18 protein-coding genes, 1 pseudogene and 1 other annotated feature are annotated in these 17,329 nt (G+C 51.9%); of the genes and pseudogenes, 11 read left to right on the top strand and 8 right to left on the bottom strand.

Annotated elements, in window-relative coordinates; all coding sequences use genetic code 11:
* Positions 1 to 111 (bottom strand) — a sequence feature (His leader region).
* Positions 87 to 134, bottom strand: coding sequence for a his operon leader peptide (gene hisL, locus FDW87_RS06180; protein ID WP_100250077.1), 48 nt, complete (start codon positions 132 to 134; stop codon positions 87 to 89). Its footprint overlaps the feature before it by 25 nt.
* Before the next feature lie 174 nt (positions 135 to 308).
* Here hisL and FDW87_RS06175 point away from each other — a divergent pair, with 174 nt between their 5' ends.
* From FDW87_RS06175 to plaP, 4 genes and pseudogenes are all read left to right on the top strand, one after another.
* A complete protein-coding gene (locus FDW87_RS06175; RefSeq protein ID WP_046275334.1) occupies positions 309 to 1,133 on the top strand; it encodes an SDR family oxidoreductase in 825 nt (274 codons plus the stop codon).
* A 40-nt stretch (positions 1,134 to 1,173) separates the two neighbouring features.
* Positions 1,174 to 2,158 (top strand): annotated as a pseudogene (locus FDW87_RS06170) (LysR substrate-binding domain-containing protein).
* Between the two features lie 162 nt (positions 2,159 to 2,320).
* Entirely contained in the window at positions 2,321 to 2,383 is a 63-nt protein-coding gene (yoeI, locus tag FDW87_RS23280) for a membrane protein YoeI (protein WP_099045591.1), read from the top strand.
* Positions 2,373 to 3,734: a putrescine/proton symporter PlaP gene (plaP, locus tag FDW87_RS06160; RefSeq protein ID WP_016153551.1), complete on the top strand. Its 1,362-nt coding sequence runs from the start codon at positions 2,373 to 2,375 to the stop codon at positions 3,732 to 3,734. The genes yoeI and plaP overlap by 11 nt, the downstream gene beginning before the upstream one ends.
* Before the next feature lie 60 nt (positions 3,735 to 3,794).
* On the opposite strand, the gene sbcB is transcribed toward plaP, so the two are convergent.
* The gene (sbcB, locus tag FDW87_RS06155; protein ID WP_137379528.1) at positions 3,795 to 5,219 is read right to left on the bottom strand and encodes an exodeoxyribonuclease I; all 1,425 of its coding nucleotides are present in this window, start codon (positions 5,217 to 5,219) and stop codon (positions 3,795 to 3,797) included.
* Between the two features lie 397 nt (positions 5,220 to 5,616).
* On the opposite strand from sbcB, the gene phsA reads away from it, so the two are divergent.
* The 7 genes from phsA to FDW87_RS06120 all read left to right on the top strand — a co-directional run bounded on the left by phsA (position 5,617) and on the right by FDW87_RS06120 (position 12,868).
* Positions 5,617 to 7,890 (top strand): thiosulfate reductase PhsA, encoded by a 2,274-nt coding sequence (gene phsA / locus FDW87_RS06150; RefSeq protein ID WP_075848381.1) that lies wholly within the window; start codon positions 5,617 to 5,619, stop codon positions 7,888 to 7,890.
* Between the two features lie 14 nt (positions 7,891 to 7,904).
* Positions 7,905 to 8,483 (top strand): thiosulfate reductase electron transport protein PhsB, encoded by a 579-nt coding sequence (gene phsB, locus FDW87_RS06145; protein WP_016153548.1) that lies wholly within the window; start codon positions 7,905 to 7,907, stop codon positions 8,481 to 8,483.
* Positions 8,480 to 9,247, top strand: coding sequence for a thiosulfate reductase cytochrome B subunit (phsC, locus tag FDW87_RS06140; protein WP_032319018.1), 768 nt, complete (start codon positions 8,480 to 8,482; stop codon positions 9,245 to 9,247). Before phsB ends, phsC begins: the two co-directional genes overlap by 4 nt.
* 138 nt (positions 9,248 to 9,385) lie before the next feature.
* Positions 9,386 to 10,558, top strand: coding sequence for a serine-type D-Ala-D-Ala carboxypeptidase DacD (gene dacD / locus FDW87_RS06135; protein ID WP_094761558.1), 1,173 nt, complete (start codon positions 9,386 to 9,388; stop codon positions 10,556 to 10,558).
* A gap of 123 nt (positions 10,559 to 10,681) precedes the next feature.
* Entirely contained in the window at positions 10,682 to 11,149 is a 468-nt protein-coding gene (sbmC, locus tag FDW87_RS06130) for a DNA gyrase inhibitor SbmC (RefSeq protein ID WP_137379527.1), read from the top strand.
* An 86-nt stretch (positions 11,150 to 11,235) separates the two neighbouring features.
* Complete coding sequence (locus FDW87_RS06125; RefSeq protein ID WP_016156885.1) at positions 11,236 to 12,294, top strand: FUSC family protein; 1,059 nt, start codon at positions 11,236 to 11,238, stop codon at positions 12,292 to 12,294.
* Between the two features lie 238 nt (positions 12,295 to 12,532).
* Positions 12,533 to 12,868: a DUF496 family protein gene (locus FDW87_RS06120; RefSeq protein WP_003834176.1), complete on the top strand. Its 336-nt coding sequence runs from the start codon at positions 12,533 to 12,535 to the stop codon at positions 12,866 to 12,868.
* A 40-nt stretch (positions 12,869 to 12,908) separates the two neighbouring features.
* Here FDW87_RS06120 and FDW87_RS06115 read toward each other — a convergent pair whose 3' ends face one another.
* The 6 genes from FDW87_RS06115 to pduS all read right to left on the bottom strand — a co-directional run.
* Positions 12,909 to 13,775, bottom strand: a complete 867-nt coding sequence (locus tag FDW87_RS06115; protein WP_137379526.1) for an L-threonine kinase — start codon at positions 13,773 to 13,775, stop codon at positions 12,909 to 12,911.
* Between the two features lie 92 nt (positions 13,776 to 13,867).
* Positions 13,868 to 15,082, bottom strand: a complete 1,215-nt coding sequence (locus FDW87_RS06110; RefSeq protein WP_016156883.1) for an acetate/propionate family kinase — start codon at positions 15,080 to 15,082, stop codon at positions 13,868 to 13,870.
* Positions 15,067 to 15,519 carry a propanediol utilization protein PduV gene (gene pduV / locus FDW87_RS06105; RefSeq protein ID WP_046275682.1) on the bottom strand — a complete coding sequence of 151 codons (453 nt, stop codon included), beginning with the start codon at positions 15,517 to 15,519 and terminating at the stop codon, positions 15,067 to 15,069. Before pduV ends, FDW87_RS06110 begins: the two co-directional genes overlap by 16 nt.
* Positions 15,520 to 15,523: 4 nt before the next feature.
* Positions 15,524 to 15,874, bottom strand: a complete 351-nt coding sequence (pduU, locus tag FDW87_RS06100) for a propanediol utilization microcompartment protein PduU (RefSeq protein ID WP_016156881.1) — start codon at positions 15,872 to 15,874, stop codon at positions 15,524 to 15,526.
* Positions 15,874 to 16,428: a propanediol utilization microcompartment protein PduT gene (pduT, locus tag FDW87_RS06095; RefSeq protein WP_046275683.1), complete on the bottom strand. Its 555-nt coding sequence runs from the start codon at positions 16,426 to 16,428 to the stop codon at positions 15,874 to 15,876. Before pduT ends, pduU begins: the two co-directional genes overlap by 1 nt.
* A 2-nt stretch (positions 16,429 to 16,430) precedes the next feature.
* The coding region (pduS, locus tag FDW87_RS21935; protein ID WP_252363038.1) for a cobalamin reductase PduS at positions 16,431 to 17,329 on the bottom strand (899 nt) is incomplete at its 5' end.

The raw sequence follows: 17,329 nt of genomic DNA, 5'->3' as shown, positions 1-17,329 counted from the left end.
CCGGAAGAAATCTTCCGGGGGCTTTCTCATACGCTCATGCACCGCTGGAAGATTTAAATGTCTCCCAGCACACATCGCCTGAAAGACTAGTCAGGATGATGGTGATGATGGTGTTTGAATTGAGCGCGTGTCATAAATTTTCTCGATGAATGTTTATTCATTTGATGTCTTTTAACCTAAACCACTTTAGCTACGGAAAGCAAGGGCTTTTTTTGATCATTAATTCATTTCATATTGATACTATGAATTGTCAGCCACTGTGGGCTAGCGTAGCCTTGCGTTATAGGCCAAAAGTCAGGAGAGAAGGCATGAAAAAGGTCGCAATTGTCGGTTTAGGTTGGTTAGGCATGCCGTTAGCTATGTCGCTGGCGGCGAGAGGCTGGCAGGTTACCGGCAGCAAAACCACATTGGATGGGGTGGAAGCGGCCCGCATGAGTGGTATAGAGAGCTACTCGCTGCGCCTGGAGCCTGAACTGGTCTGTGAGACAGACGATCTCGACGCACTGATGGACGCCGACGCGCTGGTTATTACGCTACCTGCGCGCCGTAGCGGTCCGGGGGAGACATTTTACCTGCAGGCTATGCAGCAGCTGGTCGACAGTGCGCTGGCGTACCGTATCCCGCGGATTATTTTTACCAGTTCGACGTCGGTCTATGGCGATGCACAAGGCATCGTGAAAGAAGGGACTCCGCGTAACCCGGTCACGGCAAGTGGTCGCGTTTTGAAAGAACTTGAAGACTGGTTGCACAATTTACCCGGCACTTCGGTGGATATTTTGCGCCTGGCCGGACTTGTCGGCCCGGGAAGACATCCCGGTCGTTTTTTCGCTGGCAAGACAGCGCCAGATGGACACCATGGCGTCAATCTGGTGCATCTGGATGATGTGGTTGCCGCCATCTCTTTGCTGCTGCAAGCGCCAAAAGGGGGACACATCTATAATATATGTGCGCCTATGCATCCGGCGCGCAATGTGTTCTATCCACAGATGGCCCGCCAGTTGGGGATGGAGCCGCCGGAATTTCGTGGCAATGAGGATAACGGTAAAGGTAAAGTCATTGATGGCAACCGTATTTGTAACGAGCTTGGGTTTGAGTACCAGTATCCTGACCCGCTGGTGATGCCGATGGAGTGACAGACCAGCAGAGTGCCGCTGATACCGCCAGGGGGCGAGTATGAAACCACTGCTGGACGTTCTTATCATCCTCGATGCGTTGGAAAAAGAGGGCAGTTTCGCTGCGGCGTCGGCAAAATTGTTTAAGACGCCGTCTGCGCTTAGCTACACCGTCCATAAGCTGGAAAGCGATCTTAATATTCAGCTACTCGATCGCAGCGGACATCGGGCTAAGTTTACCCGTACCGGGCAGATGCTGCTGGAAAAGGGGCGGGAGGTGTTGCACACCGTCCGCGAACTCGAAAAGCAGGCGATTAAACTTCACGAAGGCTGGGAGAATGAACTGGTTATTGGCGTAGATGATACGTTTCCCTTTTCGCTGCTGGCCCCACTCATCGAATCTTTCTATCAACACCACAGTGTGACGCGCCTGAAATTTATCAATGGCGTGCTGGGCGGCTCCTGGGATGCCCTCACTCAGGGGCGGGCGGATATTATTGTCGGCGCCACGCATGAGCCGCCTGCAGCGAGCGAATTTGGCTTTGCGCAGCTAGGGGTTCTGGAGCAGGTGTTTGTGGTTGCGTCGCATCATCCGCTGGCGCAGGAACAGGAGCCGTTGAATCGTCGCACTATTCGGCGTTTTCGCGCGATTGTGGTGGGCGACAATGCACAGCATGCCAACGTCTCCGGCTCCCAGGTGCTTGACGATCAGGAAGCCATCACCGTTTTTGACTTCAAAACCAAGCTGGAACTGCAAATCAGTGGTCTGGGATGCGGCTATATTCCGCGCTACCTGGCACAGCGATTTCTGGAGAGTGGCGCTCTGATTGAGAAAAAGGTGGTCGCACAAATTATCTTTGAACCCGTGTGGATAGGTTGGAATGAACAGACTGCCGGGTTGGCCAGTGCCTGGTGGCGGGATGAGATTTTAGCAAATAGTGCTATTGCGGGGATGTATGTTAAAACGGCTGCTGATAAATCAATCAGTTAAGAAAAAATATTCTTTTGTAGTAGCTTCAATCTCTTGTTATTTCTCTCCAAATTAGTGCAAAATACGCCGCTTGCAAAAAATGACATTAACCGACGTTTTAATACGCGTCGGTTATTTTTTTGCATCAAACCAATCATTCATAAAAGAGGCCGGGCTTCGTACCGGATAGATACTTACTTAAAAATCGACAGTTGTTGTCGCTGAGGATTAACAAAAAATGGGGCAATTTTTTGCTTACGCGACGGTTTTCGCCGTAATGGGGGATAACCATGTCGCATAACGCTACTCCAAACACCTCTCGCGTGGAATTACGTAAAACGCTTACGCTGGTTCCGGTTGTCATGATGGGCCTTGCCTATATGCAGCCGATGACGCTGTTCGATACATTCGGTATCGTATCAGGAATGACCGATGGTCACGTCCCGACAGCTTACGCCTTTGCACTGATCGCCATCCTCTTTACCGCACTGAGCTACGGTAAACTGGTGCGTCGCTATCCGTCTGCAGGCTCTGCCTACACTTACGCCCAGAAATCCATTAGCCCGACCGTTGGCTTTATGGTGGGTTGGTCATCACTGCTGGACTACCTGTTCGCACCGATGATCAACATTCTGTTGGCGAAAATTTATTTTGAAGCTCTGGTGCCGTCGATACCGTCATGGATATTCGTGGTGGCGCTGGTGGCCTTTATGACCGCCTTTAACCTGCGCAGCCTGAAATCTGTTGCGAATTTCAACACCGTCATCGTGTTGTTGCAGGTGGTGCTGATTGCAGTGATCCTCGGCATGGTCGTTTATGGCGTGTTCGAAGGGGAAGGTGCCGGTACGCTGGCGAGCAGCCGTCCGTTCTGGTCAGGTGATGCGCATGTGATCCCGATGATCACGGGAGCGACTATCCTGTGCTTCTCGTTCACCGGTTTTGACGGTATCAGCAACCTGTCTGAAGAAACCAAAGACGCTGAACGTGTGATCCCGCGGGCGATTTTCCTGACCGCGCTGATTGGTGGCCTGATCTTTATCGTCTCCACCTATCTGTTGCAGCTGTACTTCCCGGATATCTCACGCTTCAAGGATCCGGACGCTTCGCAGCCGGAAATCATGCTGTATGTCGCTGGTAAGTTCTTCCAGGTCGGCGCGCTGATTTTCTCTACCATTACCGTACTGGCGTCAGGTATGGCGGCGCATGCAGGCGTAGCGCGTCTGATGTATGTGATGGGGCGTGACGGTGTGTTCCCGAAAAGTTTCTTCGGTTATGTCCACCCGAAATGGCGTACTCCGTCCATGAACATCATTCTGGTTGGTGCGATTGCTCTGCTGGCAATTAACTTCGACCTGGTGATGGCGACGGCGCTGATTAACTTCGGTGCGCTGGTGGCGTTTACCTTCGTTAACCTGTCGGTGATCTCCCAGTTCTGGATCCGTGAGAAGCGTAACAAGACGCTGAAAGACCACTTCCAGTATCTGTTCCTGCCAATGTGCGGTGCGCTGACCGTTGGTGCGCTGTGGGTGAACCTGGAAGAGAGCTCAATGGTTCTGGGGCTGATCTGGGCCGCTATTGGTCTGATTTACCTGGCTTGCGTGACCAAAAGCTTCCGTAACCCGGTGCCACAGTACGACGAAGATATCGCGTAATAACTGTATTTAGATAAAAAAAACCGGAGACATGTTCTCCGGTTTTTTTATACGTGGGAGTTATACAATCTCTTGCGCATACTGCCAGAGTGACTTCAGCAGCATCAGTTTCCCTTTGTTATCTGCATATTGCTGGCTCAGCATCTGCAATTCATTGGCGTAATTTTGCAAAAACTCCGGCGTGAATATTTGACGACGATGGTCCAGCCAGCGCTGCTGTTCGGCTTCATCCAGCGTTCCGGGGAAGTTACGTGCGCGGTAGTTAAACAGCAGCTTTTCAATGCGCTTATCGACAAAGGAGATATCCAGCGCCGGTAAATTGCGCGGCTCAGTTTCCAGAACGATTTTCATCGCGGCACGATCGGCATCGCTGAAAAAACCATTGTACAACTGTGCGTCTACGTTATCTGATGGCGTAAAGGGTTCCGCATCGGCGAAGATGGCCACCACTTTGTCGCGAACCTGCGGGTTTTCGCGCAGTATTTTGAGATTATCCAGACAATGCTGGCGGTTAATGCCAAGGCGATCGGCATCTTCCGGGCGCAAGGTATTCGCCTGTGCCAGTACCGGGCATTTGTTGATGTGCACCAGTTTAACCGGCACGGCTGGGTTATCTCCCAGATCAGCTTTAGCAGTGTAGAGCCGCTCACGCAGCGCGTCGCTGTCCAGTTCAAGCAGCGGTGAAATATCACCGGCTAAGTCGACCATAATCACCGCGTTGCGATTCTCAGGATGCCAGGCTAAAGGCGCCACCCAACTGGTGTTGCCGCGCCATGCGCCGAACATCCCCGAAACATGGACCAGCGGCTTCATTTGCGGGACATCAATCAGTGCGGCCAGCTTGTGCTTATTGCGATGGCTGTAGAGATAATCAAACAGGCGCGGCTGGCGCGACTTCACTAATTGCGCCATCGCAATTGTGGCGTATACGTCGGCCATCGCATCGTGGGCATTGGCATGTTCAATACTGTTGGCTTTGGTCAAATGCTCCAGGCGAAAGCTGGGTAAGCCGTCGTCGTTTTCCGGCCAGTTAATTCCTTCAGGACGCAAGGCATAGCAGGCGCGCATCACATCCAGCAGATCCCAGCGTGAATTATCGTTCTGCCAGCTCCAGGCATAGGGATCGTAGAAATTGCGATACAGGATGTTGCGCGTTACTTCATCATCGAAGCGCACGTTGTTATAGCCCAGGATACAGGTTTTCGGCACGGTGAACAGGGCGTGGATGCGCGCAGCAAAGGCGGCTTCATTTTCTCCTTTTTCACGCGCTTCCTGCGGTGTGATACCGGTTATCAGCACCGCCTCAGGCTGCGGCAGATAGTCGTCTGCGGGTTTGCAATAAAAGACTTCAGGTTCACCGATGATGTTGAAATCGCTATCTGTGCGGATAGCCGCAAATTGCGCGGGTCTGTCCAGCGCCGGATGGGTACCAAAGGTCTCGTAATCGTGAAAGAGAAAACCAGGTTGCTGCTTGCCGTCATTCATTGTTCAGTTATGTCCGGGATCAATTTAGCGCTCGTCCAAGAATACCAAAAAATAGCGAGGTAATCAGCAAAGCGATTATCAATGCTGAATGATGTACGCAATAAAATTGAGATGAACAGGCTTTAATAGAATTGATTAATAAATTTTGCACTGTTAAGGGAAATTACTGGAATAAATTGTCTGAAATCTATGAGCTGATAAATAATATAAATGAGAACCATTATTGTTATTTGGTGCTGATTTGTTGTGTTCTGGAAATTTTAAAATTCTTTTATAAACAATGGGTTTTTATTTTGGCGGTTAGCTGCTCTATATTCTAATGAAATGTGAGTGAGGTTAAAAATTAATAATTTAAACACCATATAATAATTGGATATATCTAATAACAGGAGGTTATATGAGCATTAGTCGGCGTAATTTTTTGCGAGGAGTGGGTATCGGTTGCTCAGCCTGCGCGATAGGCAGTTTTCCGCCAGGCGCACTGGCGCGAAATTCTCCAGAGAGCATTAAGGGGAAAACATCTCTGACGCCAAGCTTGTGCGAAATGTGTTCTTATCGTTGCCCAATACAGGCACAGGTAATTAATAACAAGACGGTTTTTATTCAGGGGAACCCTAATGCGCCTCAACAAGGCACGCGTGTCTGCGCGCGAGGAGGCAGTGGTGTTAGCCTGGTCAACGACCCGCACCGTATTGTCAAACCCATGAAACGCACAGGGCCTCGCGGCAGCGGAGAATGGCAGGTTATTAGTTGGGAACAGGCTTACAAAGAAATTGCCGAAAAAATGACGGCAATAAAAGCGCAGCATGGTCCTCAGGGGGTCGTATTCTCTTCCAAATCCGGTTCGCTTTCGGGTCATTTATTTCAGCTGGCAACGGCGTTTGGATCGCCAAACACCTTTACGCATGCGTCGACATGCCCTGCCGGAAAATCGATTGCCGCCAAAGTGATGATGGGCGGCGATTTGGCTATGGATATCGCCAATACCCGTTATATGGTCTCTTTTGGCCACAATCTCTATGAAGGTATTGAGGTTGCCGAAACGCATGAACTGATGACCGCGCAGGAAAAGGGCGCAAAAATGGTCAGCTTCGATCCCCGTTTGTCAGTTTTCTCCAGCAAGGCGGATGAATGGCATGCGCTCAAGCCGGGCGGCGACTTGCCGGTGTTAATGGCCATGTGTCACGTCATGATTAATGAACATCTGTATGACGCGGACTTCGTTGCGCGCTACACCACAGGGTTTGACCAACTGGCCGAAGCGGTACAAGAGACCACGCCGGAATGGGCGCAAAATCAAGCTGATGTGCCTGCTGATGTTATTGTTCGGGTCACCCGCGAAATGGCCGCCTGTGCGCCTCATGCTATCGTCAGCCCTGGCCATCGCGCGACGTTTTCGCAAGAAGAAATTGATATGCGGCGTATGATTTTCACCCTCAATGCGCTGCTGGGAAATATTGAGCGTGAAGGGGGCTTGTACCAGAAAAAAGCCGCGGCAACCTACAATAAGCTGGCCGGAGAGAAGGTCGCTCCGGTGCTGGCAAAACCTGATGCCAAATTGCCCAAGCCAACGGCGCAGCGCATCGATTTGGTTGCCCCACAATTCAAGTACATCGCGGCGGGCGGCGGCGTGGTGCAAAGCATCATCGATGCCGTGTTAAACCAGACACCCTATCCGGTGAAGGGATGGATCATGTCCCGCCACAATCCTTTCCAAACCGTGACCTGTCGGCCTGATCTGGTCAAAACCGTCGAACAACTCGATCTGGTGGTCAGTTGCGATGTCTATTTAAGCGAAAGCGCGGCATATGCCGATTATCTGTTACCCGAATGCACCTACCTTGAACGTGATGAAGAAGTCTCTGACATGTCGGGCCTGAATCCGGCCTATGCCCTGCGCCAGCAGGTTGTAGAACCGATTGGGGATGCGCGTCCGAGCTGGCAAATCTGGAAAGAGCTGGCCGTGCAGTTAGGCCTTGGGCAGTTCTACCCCTGGCAGGATATGCAGACACGGCAGCTGTACCAGCTTAATGGCGATCATGCGCTTTCCGCTGAACTGCGTCAGAAAGGATATCTGGAGTGGGGGATTCCGCTGCTGCTGCGGGAACCTGAAGCAGTGCGTCAGTTTGTGGCGCGTTATCCGGGCGCGGTGGCGGTTGACGGCGACGGTACCTATGGCGAGCAACTGCGCTTTAAATCCCCGTCTGGAAAAATTGAACTCTACTCTGAAGAGCTGGAAGCACTTTTGCCTGGCTACGGTATTCCGCGCGCCCGCAATTTTGCCCTCAAAGGCGACAATGAACTCTATTTTATTCAGGGAAAAGTGGCGGTGCATACCAACGGCGCGACGCAATATGTACCACTGCTGAGTGAGCTGATGTGGGATAACGCGGTGTGGATCCACCCGCAAACGGCCCGTGAAAAAGGCATCAAAAACGGCGATGAGATTTGGCTGGAAAATGCGACCGGTAAGGAAAAAGGCAAAGCGCTGGTTACTGCCGGAATACGACCCGATACGCTGTTCGTTTATATGGGATTTGGCGCCAAGGCGGGAGCCAAAACCGCGGCGACGACGCACGGTATTCACTGCGGTAATTTGCTTCCGCATGTTACCAGTCCGGTTTCCGGTACGGTGGTGCACACCGCTGGCGTCACGCTTCGTCGGGCATGAGAAAGGAGAACATCATGAATCAATCAACAAACCCTTATGTCATGCTGCATGACGAGAAACGCTGTATTGGCTGTCAGGCGTGTACGGTTGCCTGCAAGGTATTGAATGACGTGCCGGAGGGATTTAGTCGCCTACAAGTGCAGATCCGTTCACCCGAACATGAACCCGAGGTGCTGTCCCACTTCCAGTTTGTTCGCGTTTCCTGTCAGCATTGTGAAGATGCGCCGTGCGTCAGCGTCTGTCCTACCGGTGCTTCATTTCGTGACGAAAATGGCATTGTGCAAGTGGATAAGTCTCGCTGTATTGGTTGTGACTACTGCGTCGCCGCTTGCCCGTTCCATGTCCGCTACCTCAACCCACAAACGGGGATTGCCGACAAATGTAACTTCTGCGCCGATACTCGCCTGGAGGTCGGACAATCGCCAGCCTGCGTTTCCGTTTGTCCGACGGATGCGCTGAAATTTGGTCGTCGCGATGACCCGGAAATTCAGCACTGGATTAATCAAAAAGAGGTTTATCGCCAGCAGGATACGCGTAGCGGCCCGGTAAGTGTCTATCGGCGTAAAGAGATCCATCAGGAGGGTAATGTATGAATTCTATCTGGGGAGCAGAGCTTAACTATGCGCCGGACTACTGGCCGCTGTGGCTCATTTATGCAGGCGTTATTATTGTGCTGATGATTGCGGGCCTGGTAACGCACGCGCTGTTACGTCGGATGCTGGCGCCCAAAACGGCAACCGGGGAAGAGCATCGGGACTACCTTTATTCGCTGGCGGTCCGCCGCTGGCACTGGGGTAATGCGCTGCTCTTTATCCTGCTTCTGCTGAGCGGCCTGTTTGGCCACTTTTCTGTCGGACCGGTGGCCTTAATGGTGCAGGTACATACCTGGTGTGGCTTCGCATTGCTGGCCTTCTGGATTGGCTTTGTGTTAATAAACGCAACCAGCGGCAACGGCTGCCATTATCGCGTGAAATTTAGCGGGTTGATATCACGCTGCCTACTGCAAACACGCTTTTATCTGTATGGCATTATGAAAGGTGAGCCGCACCCGTTTGCCGCAACGGCAGAGGACAAATTTAACCCGCTGCAACAGCTGGCCTACCTGGCCATCATGTACGCACTGGTTCCACTACTGATCATCACCGGGTTGCTATGTCTCTACCCGCAGGTGGTAGGGGCGGGGCCGGTGATGCTGGTGCTGCATATGGCGTTAGCGATTGTGGGCTTACTGTTCATCTGCGCGCATATTTACCTGTGCACGCTGGGTGACACACCGGGGCAAATTTTTCGCAGTATGATCGATGGTTATCACCGCCATCGCAGTCATCATGCAGAGACCGCGCCGCGTAAAGGGTAGCTCCGGCGAGATTTGTCTCTGAAACCCTTTCCTGATAGCAAGAAAATGTGCCTTATGTCACATTTTCTTGCAATTTATCCATGTTTGTTCGACAGAACTTCCGTAAAAAGAACGGCTATTTCTCCCTTTCCTGAGGACATGCTGTTGAAACGCCGTTTGTTTATTGCCGCTTCACTATTAACGATGAGTTTTTCGCCCGCCTGGGCGAGCGATGCCGTGAGCTTCGCCCCACAACCTCCTGCGATTACTGCCGGGGCATGGGTGTTAATGGATTACACCACGGGCCAAATCCTGACAGCCGGTAATGAACACCAGCAGCGCAATCCTGCCAGCCTGACGAAACTGATGACTGGCTATGTTGTCGATCGCGCAATTGACAGCAAGCGTATTAGTCCGACAGATATTGTGACCGTCGGGCGCGATGCATGGGCAAAAGATAATCCGGTATTTGTCGGTTCATCCTTGATGTTCCTGAAAGAAGGGGATCGCGTTTCGGTACGCGACCTCAGCCGTGGGTTAATTGTTGATTCCGGTAATGATGCCTGCGTGGCACTGGCGGATTACATCGCCGGAGGGCAGCCGCAGTTTGTCGCGATGATGAACAACTATGCGCAAAAACTGAACCTGCAGGACACCCATTTTGAAACGGTACATGGTCTGGATGCGCCGGGTCAGCATAGCTCGGCGTACGACCTGGCCGTGCTGTCTCGCGCTATCATCCACGGGGAACCGGATTTCTACCATATGTACAGTGAGAAAAGCCTTACCTGGAACGGCATCACACAGCAAAACCGTAACGGTTTGTTGTGGGATAAAACCATGAACGTAGATGGCCTGAAGACAGGGCATACGTCCGGTGCCGGGTTTAATCTGATTGCTTCCGCCGTCGATGGTCAGCGCCGTCTGATTGCAGTGGTGATGGGTGCGGAGAGTGCGAAAGGGCGCGAAGATCAGGCGCGTAAACTGCTGCAATGGGGGCAACACAACTTCGATACAGTGCAGGTTTTGCGTAGCGGTAAGCAGGTTGGCACTGAACGGATCTGGTATGGCGATAAAGAAAAAATCAGCCTCGGAACCGAGCAGGATTTCTGGATGGCCCTGCCTAAAGCAGAAGTCCCTAACATCAAAGCAAAATATGTCCTTGATAAGAAAGAGCTGGTTGCTCCCATCGCTGCGCATCAACGTGTGGGGGAAATTGAACTCTACGATCGGGATAAGCTGGTGGCGCATTGGCCTCTGGTTACGCTGGAATCCGTCAGCGAAGGCGGCGTTTTCTCGCGCCTGAGCGACTATTTCCACCACAAGGCGTAGTTTTTCCTGATGCGTCTGACTGGCAAGAGTGCGAATCTGCTCACATAATAATCACTATTTCCTTGTGGCCGACATAACCAGAAATTACACTGTATATAAATACAGTGTAACAGTGGAGGTTGTATGGAGTACGAGATAAAGCAGGTCGATAAACGCATGATTGCCGGTTTCCATATGGTTGGACCGTGGGAACAAACGGTGAAGCAGGGGTTTGAGCAATTAATGAAGTGGGTCGACGGAAAACAGATTGTACCGTTGGAATGGATAGCCGTTTATTACGACAACCCTGATGTTGTTCCTGCGGAAAAACTGCGCTGTGATACCGTGGTTTCTGTGCCTGAAGGTTTTGAAATCCCGGAAAACAGCGAAGGGGTGATCCTCACCGAACTGGCGGGTGGCGACTATGCTGTCGCTGTTGCGCGCGTTGAGAATCACGATTTTGCGACGCCTTGGTATCAGTTCTTCGAGCGCCTGTTGCAGGATACGACTTATACGATAGCCGCTAAACCCTGCTTTGAAGTTTATATGAACAATGGCATGGAGGACGGTTACTGGGACATTGAAATGTACGTGCCAGTGCAGACGAAGTAACTGTTTGGGGTGTAAATCAGGATGATCTTTTCACGCTAAAAACAGGTACAATTCGCTTCTTTGCTATTCCCTGACGGAGTGCATGAGTGCGTGCAGACAAATCGCTGAGTCCTTTTGAAATTCGTTTGTATCGTCATTATCGTGTGGTGCATGGTATTCGCATTGCGCTGGCGTTTCTCCTTACTTTTCTGTTGGTACGCCTGTTAAACATTCCCGAAGGTACATGGCCTCTGATCACGCTGGTGGTGATTATGGGGCCAATATCTTTTTGGGGTAACGTTGTTCCCAGGGCCTTTGAACGTATAGGTGGCACGATCCTGGGCTCGGTCCTGGGACTGGTTGCCCTGCGTCTGGAACTCTTCTCGCTGCCGTTAATGCTGATATGGTGCGCGGTAGCGATGTTTCTCTGCGGCTGGCTGGCGCTGGGTAAAAGGCCGTACCAGGCGCTGCTGATTGGCATAACGCTTGCCGTGGTCGTGGGTGCGCCTGCCGGAGATATGAATACCGCGTTATGGCGCGGTGGTGATGTTATTCTGGGGTCGTTACTGGCGATGCTGTTTACCGGCATCTGGCCGCAGCGGGCATTTATACACTGGCGTATCCAACTGGCGCATTGTGTCACGGGGTACAATCGGGTGTATCAGGCCGCGCTATCCCCCAATCTGCTCGAGCAACCGCGGCTGGAAAAGCATTTACAACAACTGTTGAGCGACGTTGTCAAAATGCGTGGGCTCATCGCTCCTGCCAGCAAGGAAACCCGCATTCAAAAATCGATCTTTGAGGCTATTCAGACGGTGAATCGCAATCTGGTCTGCATGCTCGAGCTGCAAATTAATGCGCTGTGGGCCAGCCGTACCAGCCACTTTGTCATGTTGAATGCGCATACTCTGCGTGAAACTCAGCTCAGGACCCAGCAGGCACTACTGACAATAACCCACGCCTTGTATGAAGGTAATCCGCAGCCGGTGCTTGCCAATACGGAAAAGCTCAATGACACCGTGGCAGAGCTGCGTCAGCTTATTGCTGAGCATAAAGGCGATAATGTCGCAGAAACGCCCATTCACGGCTACGTTTGGTTGAACATGGAGATGGCTCGACAACTGGAGTTACTCTCACATTTAATCTGTCGCGCACTGCGCAAATAAAGAGCAGATGAGGGGATTGGTTCTACTGCTGCTTCGATTCAGCAAAGATTAGAGGTATGATACTGAAAAAGGCTAAAACCATTGGTAACTGCAATGGCTTTACCCTCGATAACTCAGGTTTCAACCATGCATTGTCGATGCAGATGCAACTTGAAGTATGGCGGGCATGAAAGTAATGTTGACCCACTTTAGCCGTTGTTTTAACGAATCCGAATCTCACATTATCAGGGGTGTAAAAATGGAAACTACCAAGCCTTCTTTCCAGGACGTGCTGGAATTTGTTCGTCTGTTCCGTCGTAAAAACAAACTGCAACGTGAAATCCAGGACGTTGAGAAAAAGATCCGTGACAACCAGAAACGCGTTCTGCTGTTGGACAACCTGAGCGACTACATCAAGCCTGGTATGAGCGTGGAAGCGATTCAGGGCATCATTGCCAGCATGAAAAGCGATTATGAAGATCGTGTTGATGACTACATCATCAAAAACGCCGAGATCTCTAAAGAACGCCGCGATATCTCTAAAAAGCTGAAAGCCATGGGCGAAGTGAAAAACGGCGAAGCGAAAGCCGAGTAACGATTTTATGCTTGTTCGGGTCGCTGCCGTGCGGCGACCCTTATTGCAGTTCGACCCCGCCCGTTACCATGCGTAACAAATGCTGTTCTGGCCAGTGAATAGTAAGTTTTTTCTGCGTCAGCATCCATTTAATGTAATCCACATCATGACGATTTCTGTCCAGCATCAGTCCGACTACGCTGCCGCTGTGCGCGACGTTGACGCCGTATAAATCACATTCTTCCACCAGTGCTAATAGTGAATCAAAATCCGGCTTTGGTAACAGCAATTGGCTGGCGATTGCGCTAAGCGTAGCCGCTTCTCCCAACCGGTAAGGATTTTGGCTAATACAGGCTTCCTGTACTTTTTCCCATGCCCGTTGGAGGGCCGCAGCTCCCGCCTGCAAGCCGGAATGACGTGGAATACGGTGATAATCCGCGGTACGCAATGTTTCAGGGCTTTCGAGAACCAGCAGATCGAGTTGAGGCTGAGCTTCACAACCAATTTGCGTGGAAGCGTTGTTATGATCGAAAAGGGTTAGCTTACGAAAAACGGTGCTGTCGGTTGGCTCCAGAGAAACGCAAAGCTGTGCCAGTGTTGGCTCGTCCAGTTGATGACCCAGATAATGCGCTGCGGCGATGGCCGTGGCGGCAATATCCGCAGTGCTGCTGGCCATTCCTTTCGCGATGGGAATGGTTGACTGAACATCTATCCGGATATCCTGACTGAGATGCGCCGGGTACTGCCAGTGCTGTAATAACCTGTCAACCATTGCCCGAGAAAGTGGACGTTCATGTGTCAGCGGTGAGCCTGAAGTGACCTCAACGGTGCTATACCATTCGACCGGGCAGGAGACCAGTTTCTCACTGCCCAGAATCCAGCCCTGGATAAGTTCTCCGCACGATGCGGGACATTGCGCAACAGCCACGTCTTCACCTTTGTGTTCAGCAATCCTCGGCGCATAGTGTCATGGCGATCGCGCTATTACCATGATTTGCCGCAATTTGCGGTGCGGCAATATCAGGCGGGAATGCCCAATGTCACAGTTTCTGATATCGCTAAACGCATAACGTCCTGGGCTATCATCAGCTCTTCATTGGTATTAATCACCGCCACTTTAACCACCGCATTTTCCGTCTGAATAAAGGTGGCGTTACGCTGATTTTTTTCTTCATCAACGGCCAGACCTAAGAAATTCAGGTTGTGGCAAATCGCGGCGCGAGCACGCGCTGAATTTTCACCAATTCCCCCGGTAAACACCAGCGCATCCAGACCACCCATCTGCATAATATAACTGCCAATAGTGGCGCGAATCCGCTCGGCAAAAAGCGTCAATGCCAGTGCAGCCTGGTGATTGCCCGTATCTGCGGCATGTTCAACATCCCGGTAGTCGGGTGAAACACCAGAAACTCCGAGTAATCCGGACTCATTGTTGAGCAATTGGTTGAGCTGCTGCGGGGTTTTGCCTTCACGCAGGGCAATCCACGGCAGAATGGATGGATCAATATCGCCACTTCGCGTGCCCATCATTACGCCAGACTGCGGCGTAAAACCCATGGAGGTATTCACCGAGTGTCCGCCTTTGATAGCGCAGATGCTGCTGCCGTTGCCCAGATGACAACAAACAACCCGCAGGGCGCTGAGCGGCACGCCCAGCTTTTCAGCAAGCTGAGCGCTGACATACTTGTGGCTGGTACCATGAAAACCATAACGACGAATACCCAGTTCTGAATAGTAGCGCCAGGGCAGGGGATAGATGAAAGAAGGCTCATCAAGGGTCTGATGAAAAGCCGTGTCAAAAACCGCAACGGCCGGCGTTTTCGGCAGTAGCTGGCGAAATACCGCAATCCCCAACGCATTAACCGGGTTATGAAGCGGTGCCAGTTCCGCAAGGCGTTCGATTTCCGCCAGTGTTTCATCAGTTACCCGCGCGGAATCTTTGAAGGATTCTCCACCGTGTGCGACGCGATGGCCTACGCCGTCGATCTCTTCCAGACTGCTGATAATATTGTGACTGAGCAGTTTTTCCAGTAGCAGCGTTACTGCTTCACGGTGATCGGCTACGGGCAAAGTCTCCTGCCATTTTTGCGCTGGTGCTTTTAGGGTGACCTGCGCATCAGACATACCGATACGCTCGATCAGTCCCTGGCAAATCATTTCACCCTGCGGCATCGCCAGGAGCTGAAACTTAAGCGAGGAACTGCCTGCATTAATGGCCATTATTTTGTGAGACATGAAGGTTCCTTTGCATTCAGAAAAATGAACATCTCATCGACCCCGGTATTCTCCAGCGCGCTGGTGACAAATACTTGTTGCGCGCCAGCCTGAACTAGCCAACTCTCCACGAGAGAAATACGCTGCGGGCTGGCTAAATCGGCTTTGGTGACGAGGCCGATAACGGGTCGGTTCATCGGGCCAGTAAAACCTGGAGAAAAAGGTGACCACGGCGCGTCAGCATTGAGAACCAGCGCGATGATGTCTGCTTCACAGGCGCTGGCCAGCAGCGCGCTGTACAGGCAGCGGTTTTCGAGATATTCACCCGGAGTGTCTATCGTTGTGGGAGACCAGACAATGGCCTGGGTCTTCTGATAATGAAGCGCCTCTCCCCGCATGCACTGCGTGAGTGACGTTTTACCGCACTGGCTGGGGCCAATTAGCATTATGCGTTTCATGAGATTATGTCCGGGTGATGGGACAGGCGGTAAAACGCATCATTTCGCCCAGCGTCCGGGTTACCTGTTTCAGCGCGTACTCAACAGCGGAAACATCGCCTGTCAGTACCACTGCGCCGGTAAAACGGTCGAGAAAACCAATCTCTACCGCCCCGGATTTCGTGGCGATATCACAGGCGATGATTGAGGCTTCGCTGGGGGTAATCGTCAGAATACCGATTGCGGAAACCGACTCTGGTAATCCCAGTTTCTTGAACAAATCTTTACCCGGATTAGCGATAAGATGCGCCAGCGTAACCTGCTTGCCAGGAACATATTCCTGAATCATACGATCCGTGGTGGGTTGTCTTTCCATTATCCCTCCACCATCTGTCGCCACATGCTTTCATGCGGACGAGGGATGACCGAACGGTAAACCAACAGACCTTTTTCACCCGCACTTTCACTGGCAACTGTCACTGCGTTATTCACATCAGACACATCGCCAGCGACAACCATGTAGCACTTGCCACCGATACCAAATGCCATATGGACGCGTACCAGCGTGACATTGGAGGCTTTAACCGCACGGTCGGCGGCGCAGATGCAGGCCGCAACGCTCCATGTTTCAACAATGCCCACGGCCTGACGCTTATCCACGCTGTTTAGTCCGCTGATCGCAGGAAGTACGCTGGCGTGAATGTTGGGTAGTACCAGACTATCAACGAGCATATCGCCAGCAAGAGAAGTTCCGGTGGCGATCGCCTGTTGTATTGCGCCTACGTCACCACCGAGCATAAGCAGAAATTTGCCCGGGCAGATGGTCTTGCTGACCAGTAAATTCACATTCGCGCTTTTTAACATGGCATCGCCAGCTTCCATTCCTTTGGCAATGCTGGTGAGTTCTAAAATCCCTATAGCCTGAGACATGATTAACCTCTTATTACCGTGATGGATTGCTCAGTAATTTCGCTGACAATACCGTCAATACTGGCGTGGACAGGTGCCCCTAATGCACCGGACGGCACATCGGCAACGCATTGACCGCGAACAACGTGTTCGCCCTGCTGTACACATGGGATGGCGCTGGCACCAATATGCTGGCGTAGCAACAGCGTCGTTTTATCTGTGGGATAATCAGTCTCAGCCAGTGGCGCATCGTGATACCAGTCGCTAAGGCCCAGTTTGGTAATAAGGCGCTTCACCGGAATAAGCCGATACTTCGCCATTTCATCCTCAGGATTTAACGGCCCTTCATAACGATGGTTGAGCGCCCGTAGCTCGCGTTTAAGCATGCGGTTGATTCGCATCGGTGAAATCCCAACCGGACAGGCTACGCTTTCACATACATTGCATTCTGAACAGGTCAGGGCTGTGAGCAGTAACTGCGGTGTGGCCGCCTGCTGATAATTAACCGCGCGAACCAGCAGGTGCGGCGATAATTCATGGCCGATCAAATGTCTTGGGCACAAATCCGTACACAGACGACACTGCTCGCAAACGGTTTTTGCGACGGAAAGCACGGTGCGTTCATCCTGCATCCGCCGCTGAATCAACGCATGAGACTTTGGTAAAACCAGCAGCCCCCCGGTGGTCTTGCTGACTGGGGTATCCAGTGAGGTAATCAGGCCGCCCATCATCGGGCCACCGTTAATAAAACCGGGATCGTCAACGGTAGCACCACCGGCCAGCGCCAGAACCTCACGTAAAGACATTCCGATAGGGACGGTAAGAGTGATTGGTCTGGCGACCGCGCCGTTAACGGTCAGGGTACGACGCGTAACCGGGTATTGCTGCTCAACGGCTCTGGCGATATTGAGCACAGTCTGGA

The organism is Citrobacter sp. wls826, from assembly GCF_005281245.1.
GTDB lineage: Bacteria > Pseudomonadota > Gammaproteobacteria > Enterobacterales > Enterobacteriaceae > Citrobacter > Citrobacter braakii.
This window is presented reverse-complemented; position numbering and strand designations above follow the sequence as displayed.

Coding starts and splice junctions, on each gene's coding strand:
- FDW87_RS06175 (WP_046275334.1), top strand. CDS start 309: ATGAAAAAGGTCGCAATTGTCGGTTTAGGTTGGTTAGGCATGCCGTTA.
- plaP (WP_016153551.1), top strand. CDS start 2,373: ATGTCGCATAACGCTACTCCAAACACCTCTCGCGTGGAATTACGTAAA.
- pduU (WP_016156881.1), bottom strand. CDS start 15,874: ATGGAAAGACAACCCACCACGGATCGTATGATTCAGGAATATGTTCCT.
- dacD (WP_094761558.1), top strand. CDS start 9,386: ATGCTGTTGAAACGCCGTTTGTTTATTGCCGCTTCACTATTAACGATG.
- FDW87_RS06120 (WP_003834176.1), top strand. CDS start 12,533: ATGGAAACTACCAAGCCTTCTTTCCAGGACGTGCTGGAATTTGTTCGT.
- sbmC (WP_137379527.1), top strand. CDS start 10,682: ATGGAGTACGAGATAAAGCAGGTCGATAAACGCATGATTGCCGGTTTC.
- FDW87_RS06110 (WP_016156883.1), bottom strand. CDS start 15,082: ATGTCTCACAAAATAATGGCCATTAATGCAGGCAGTTCCTCGCTTAAG.
- phsB (WP_016153548.1), top strand. CDS start 7,905: ATGAATCAATCAACAAACCCTTATGTCATGCTGCATGACGAGAAACGC.
- sbcB (WP_137379528.1), bottom strand. CDS start 5,219: ATGAATGACGGCAAGCAGCAACCTGGTTTTCTCTTTCACGATTACGAG.
- pduV (WP_046275682.1), bottom strand. CDS start 15,519: ATGAAACGCATAATGCTAATTGGCCCCAGCCAGTGCGGTAAAACGTCA.
- pduT (WP_046275683.1), bottom strand. CDS start 16,428: ATGTCTCAGGCTATAGGGATTTTAGAACTCACCAGCATTGCCAAAGGA.
- phsC (WP_032319018.1), top strand. CDS start 8,480: ATGAATTCTATCTGGGGAGCAGAGCTTAACTATGCGCCGGACTACTGG.
- phsA (WP_075848381.1), top strand. CDS start 5,617: ATGAGCATTAGTCGGCGTAATTTTTTGCGAGGAGTGGGTATCGGTTGC.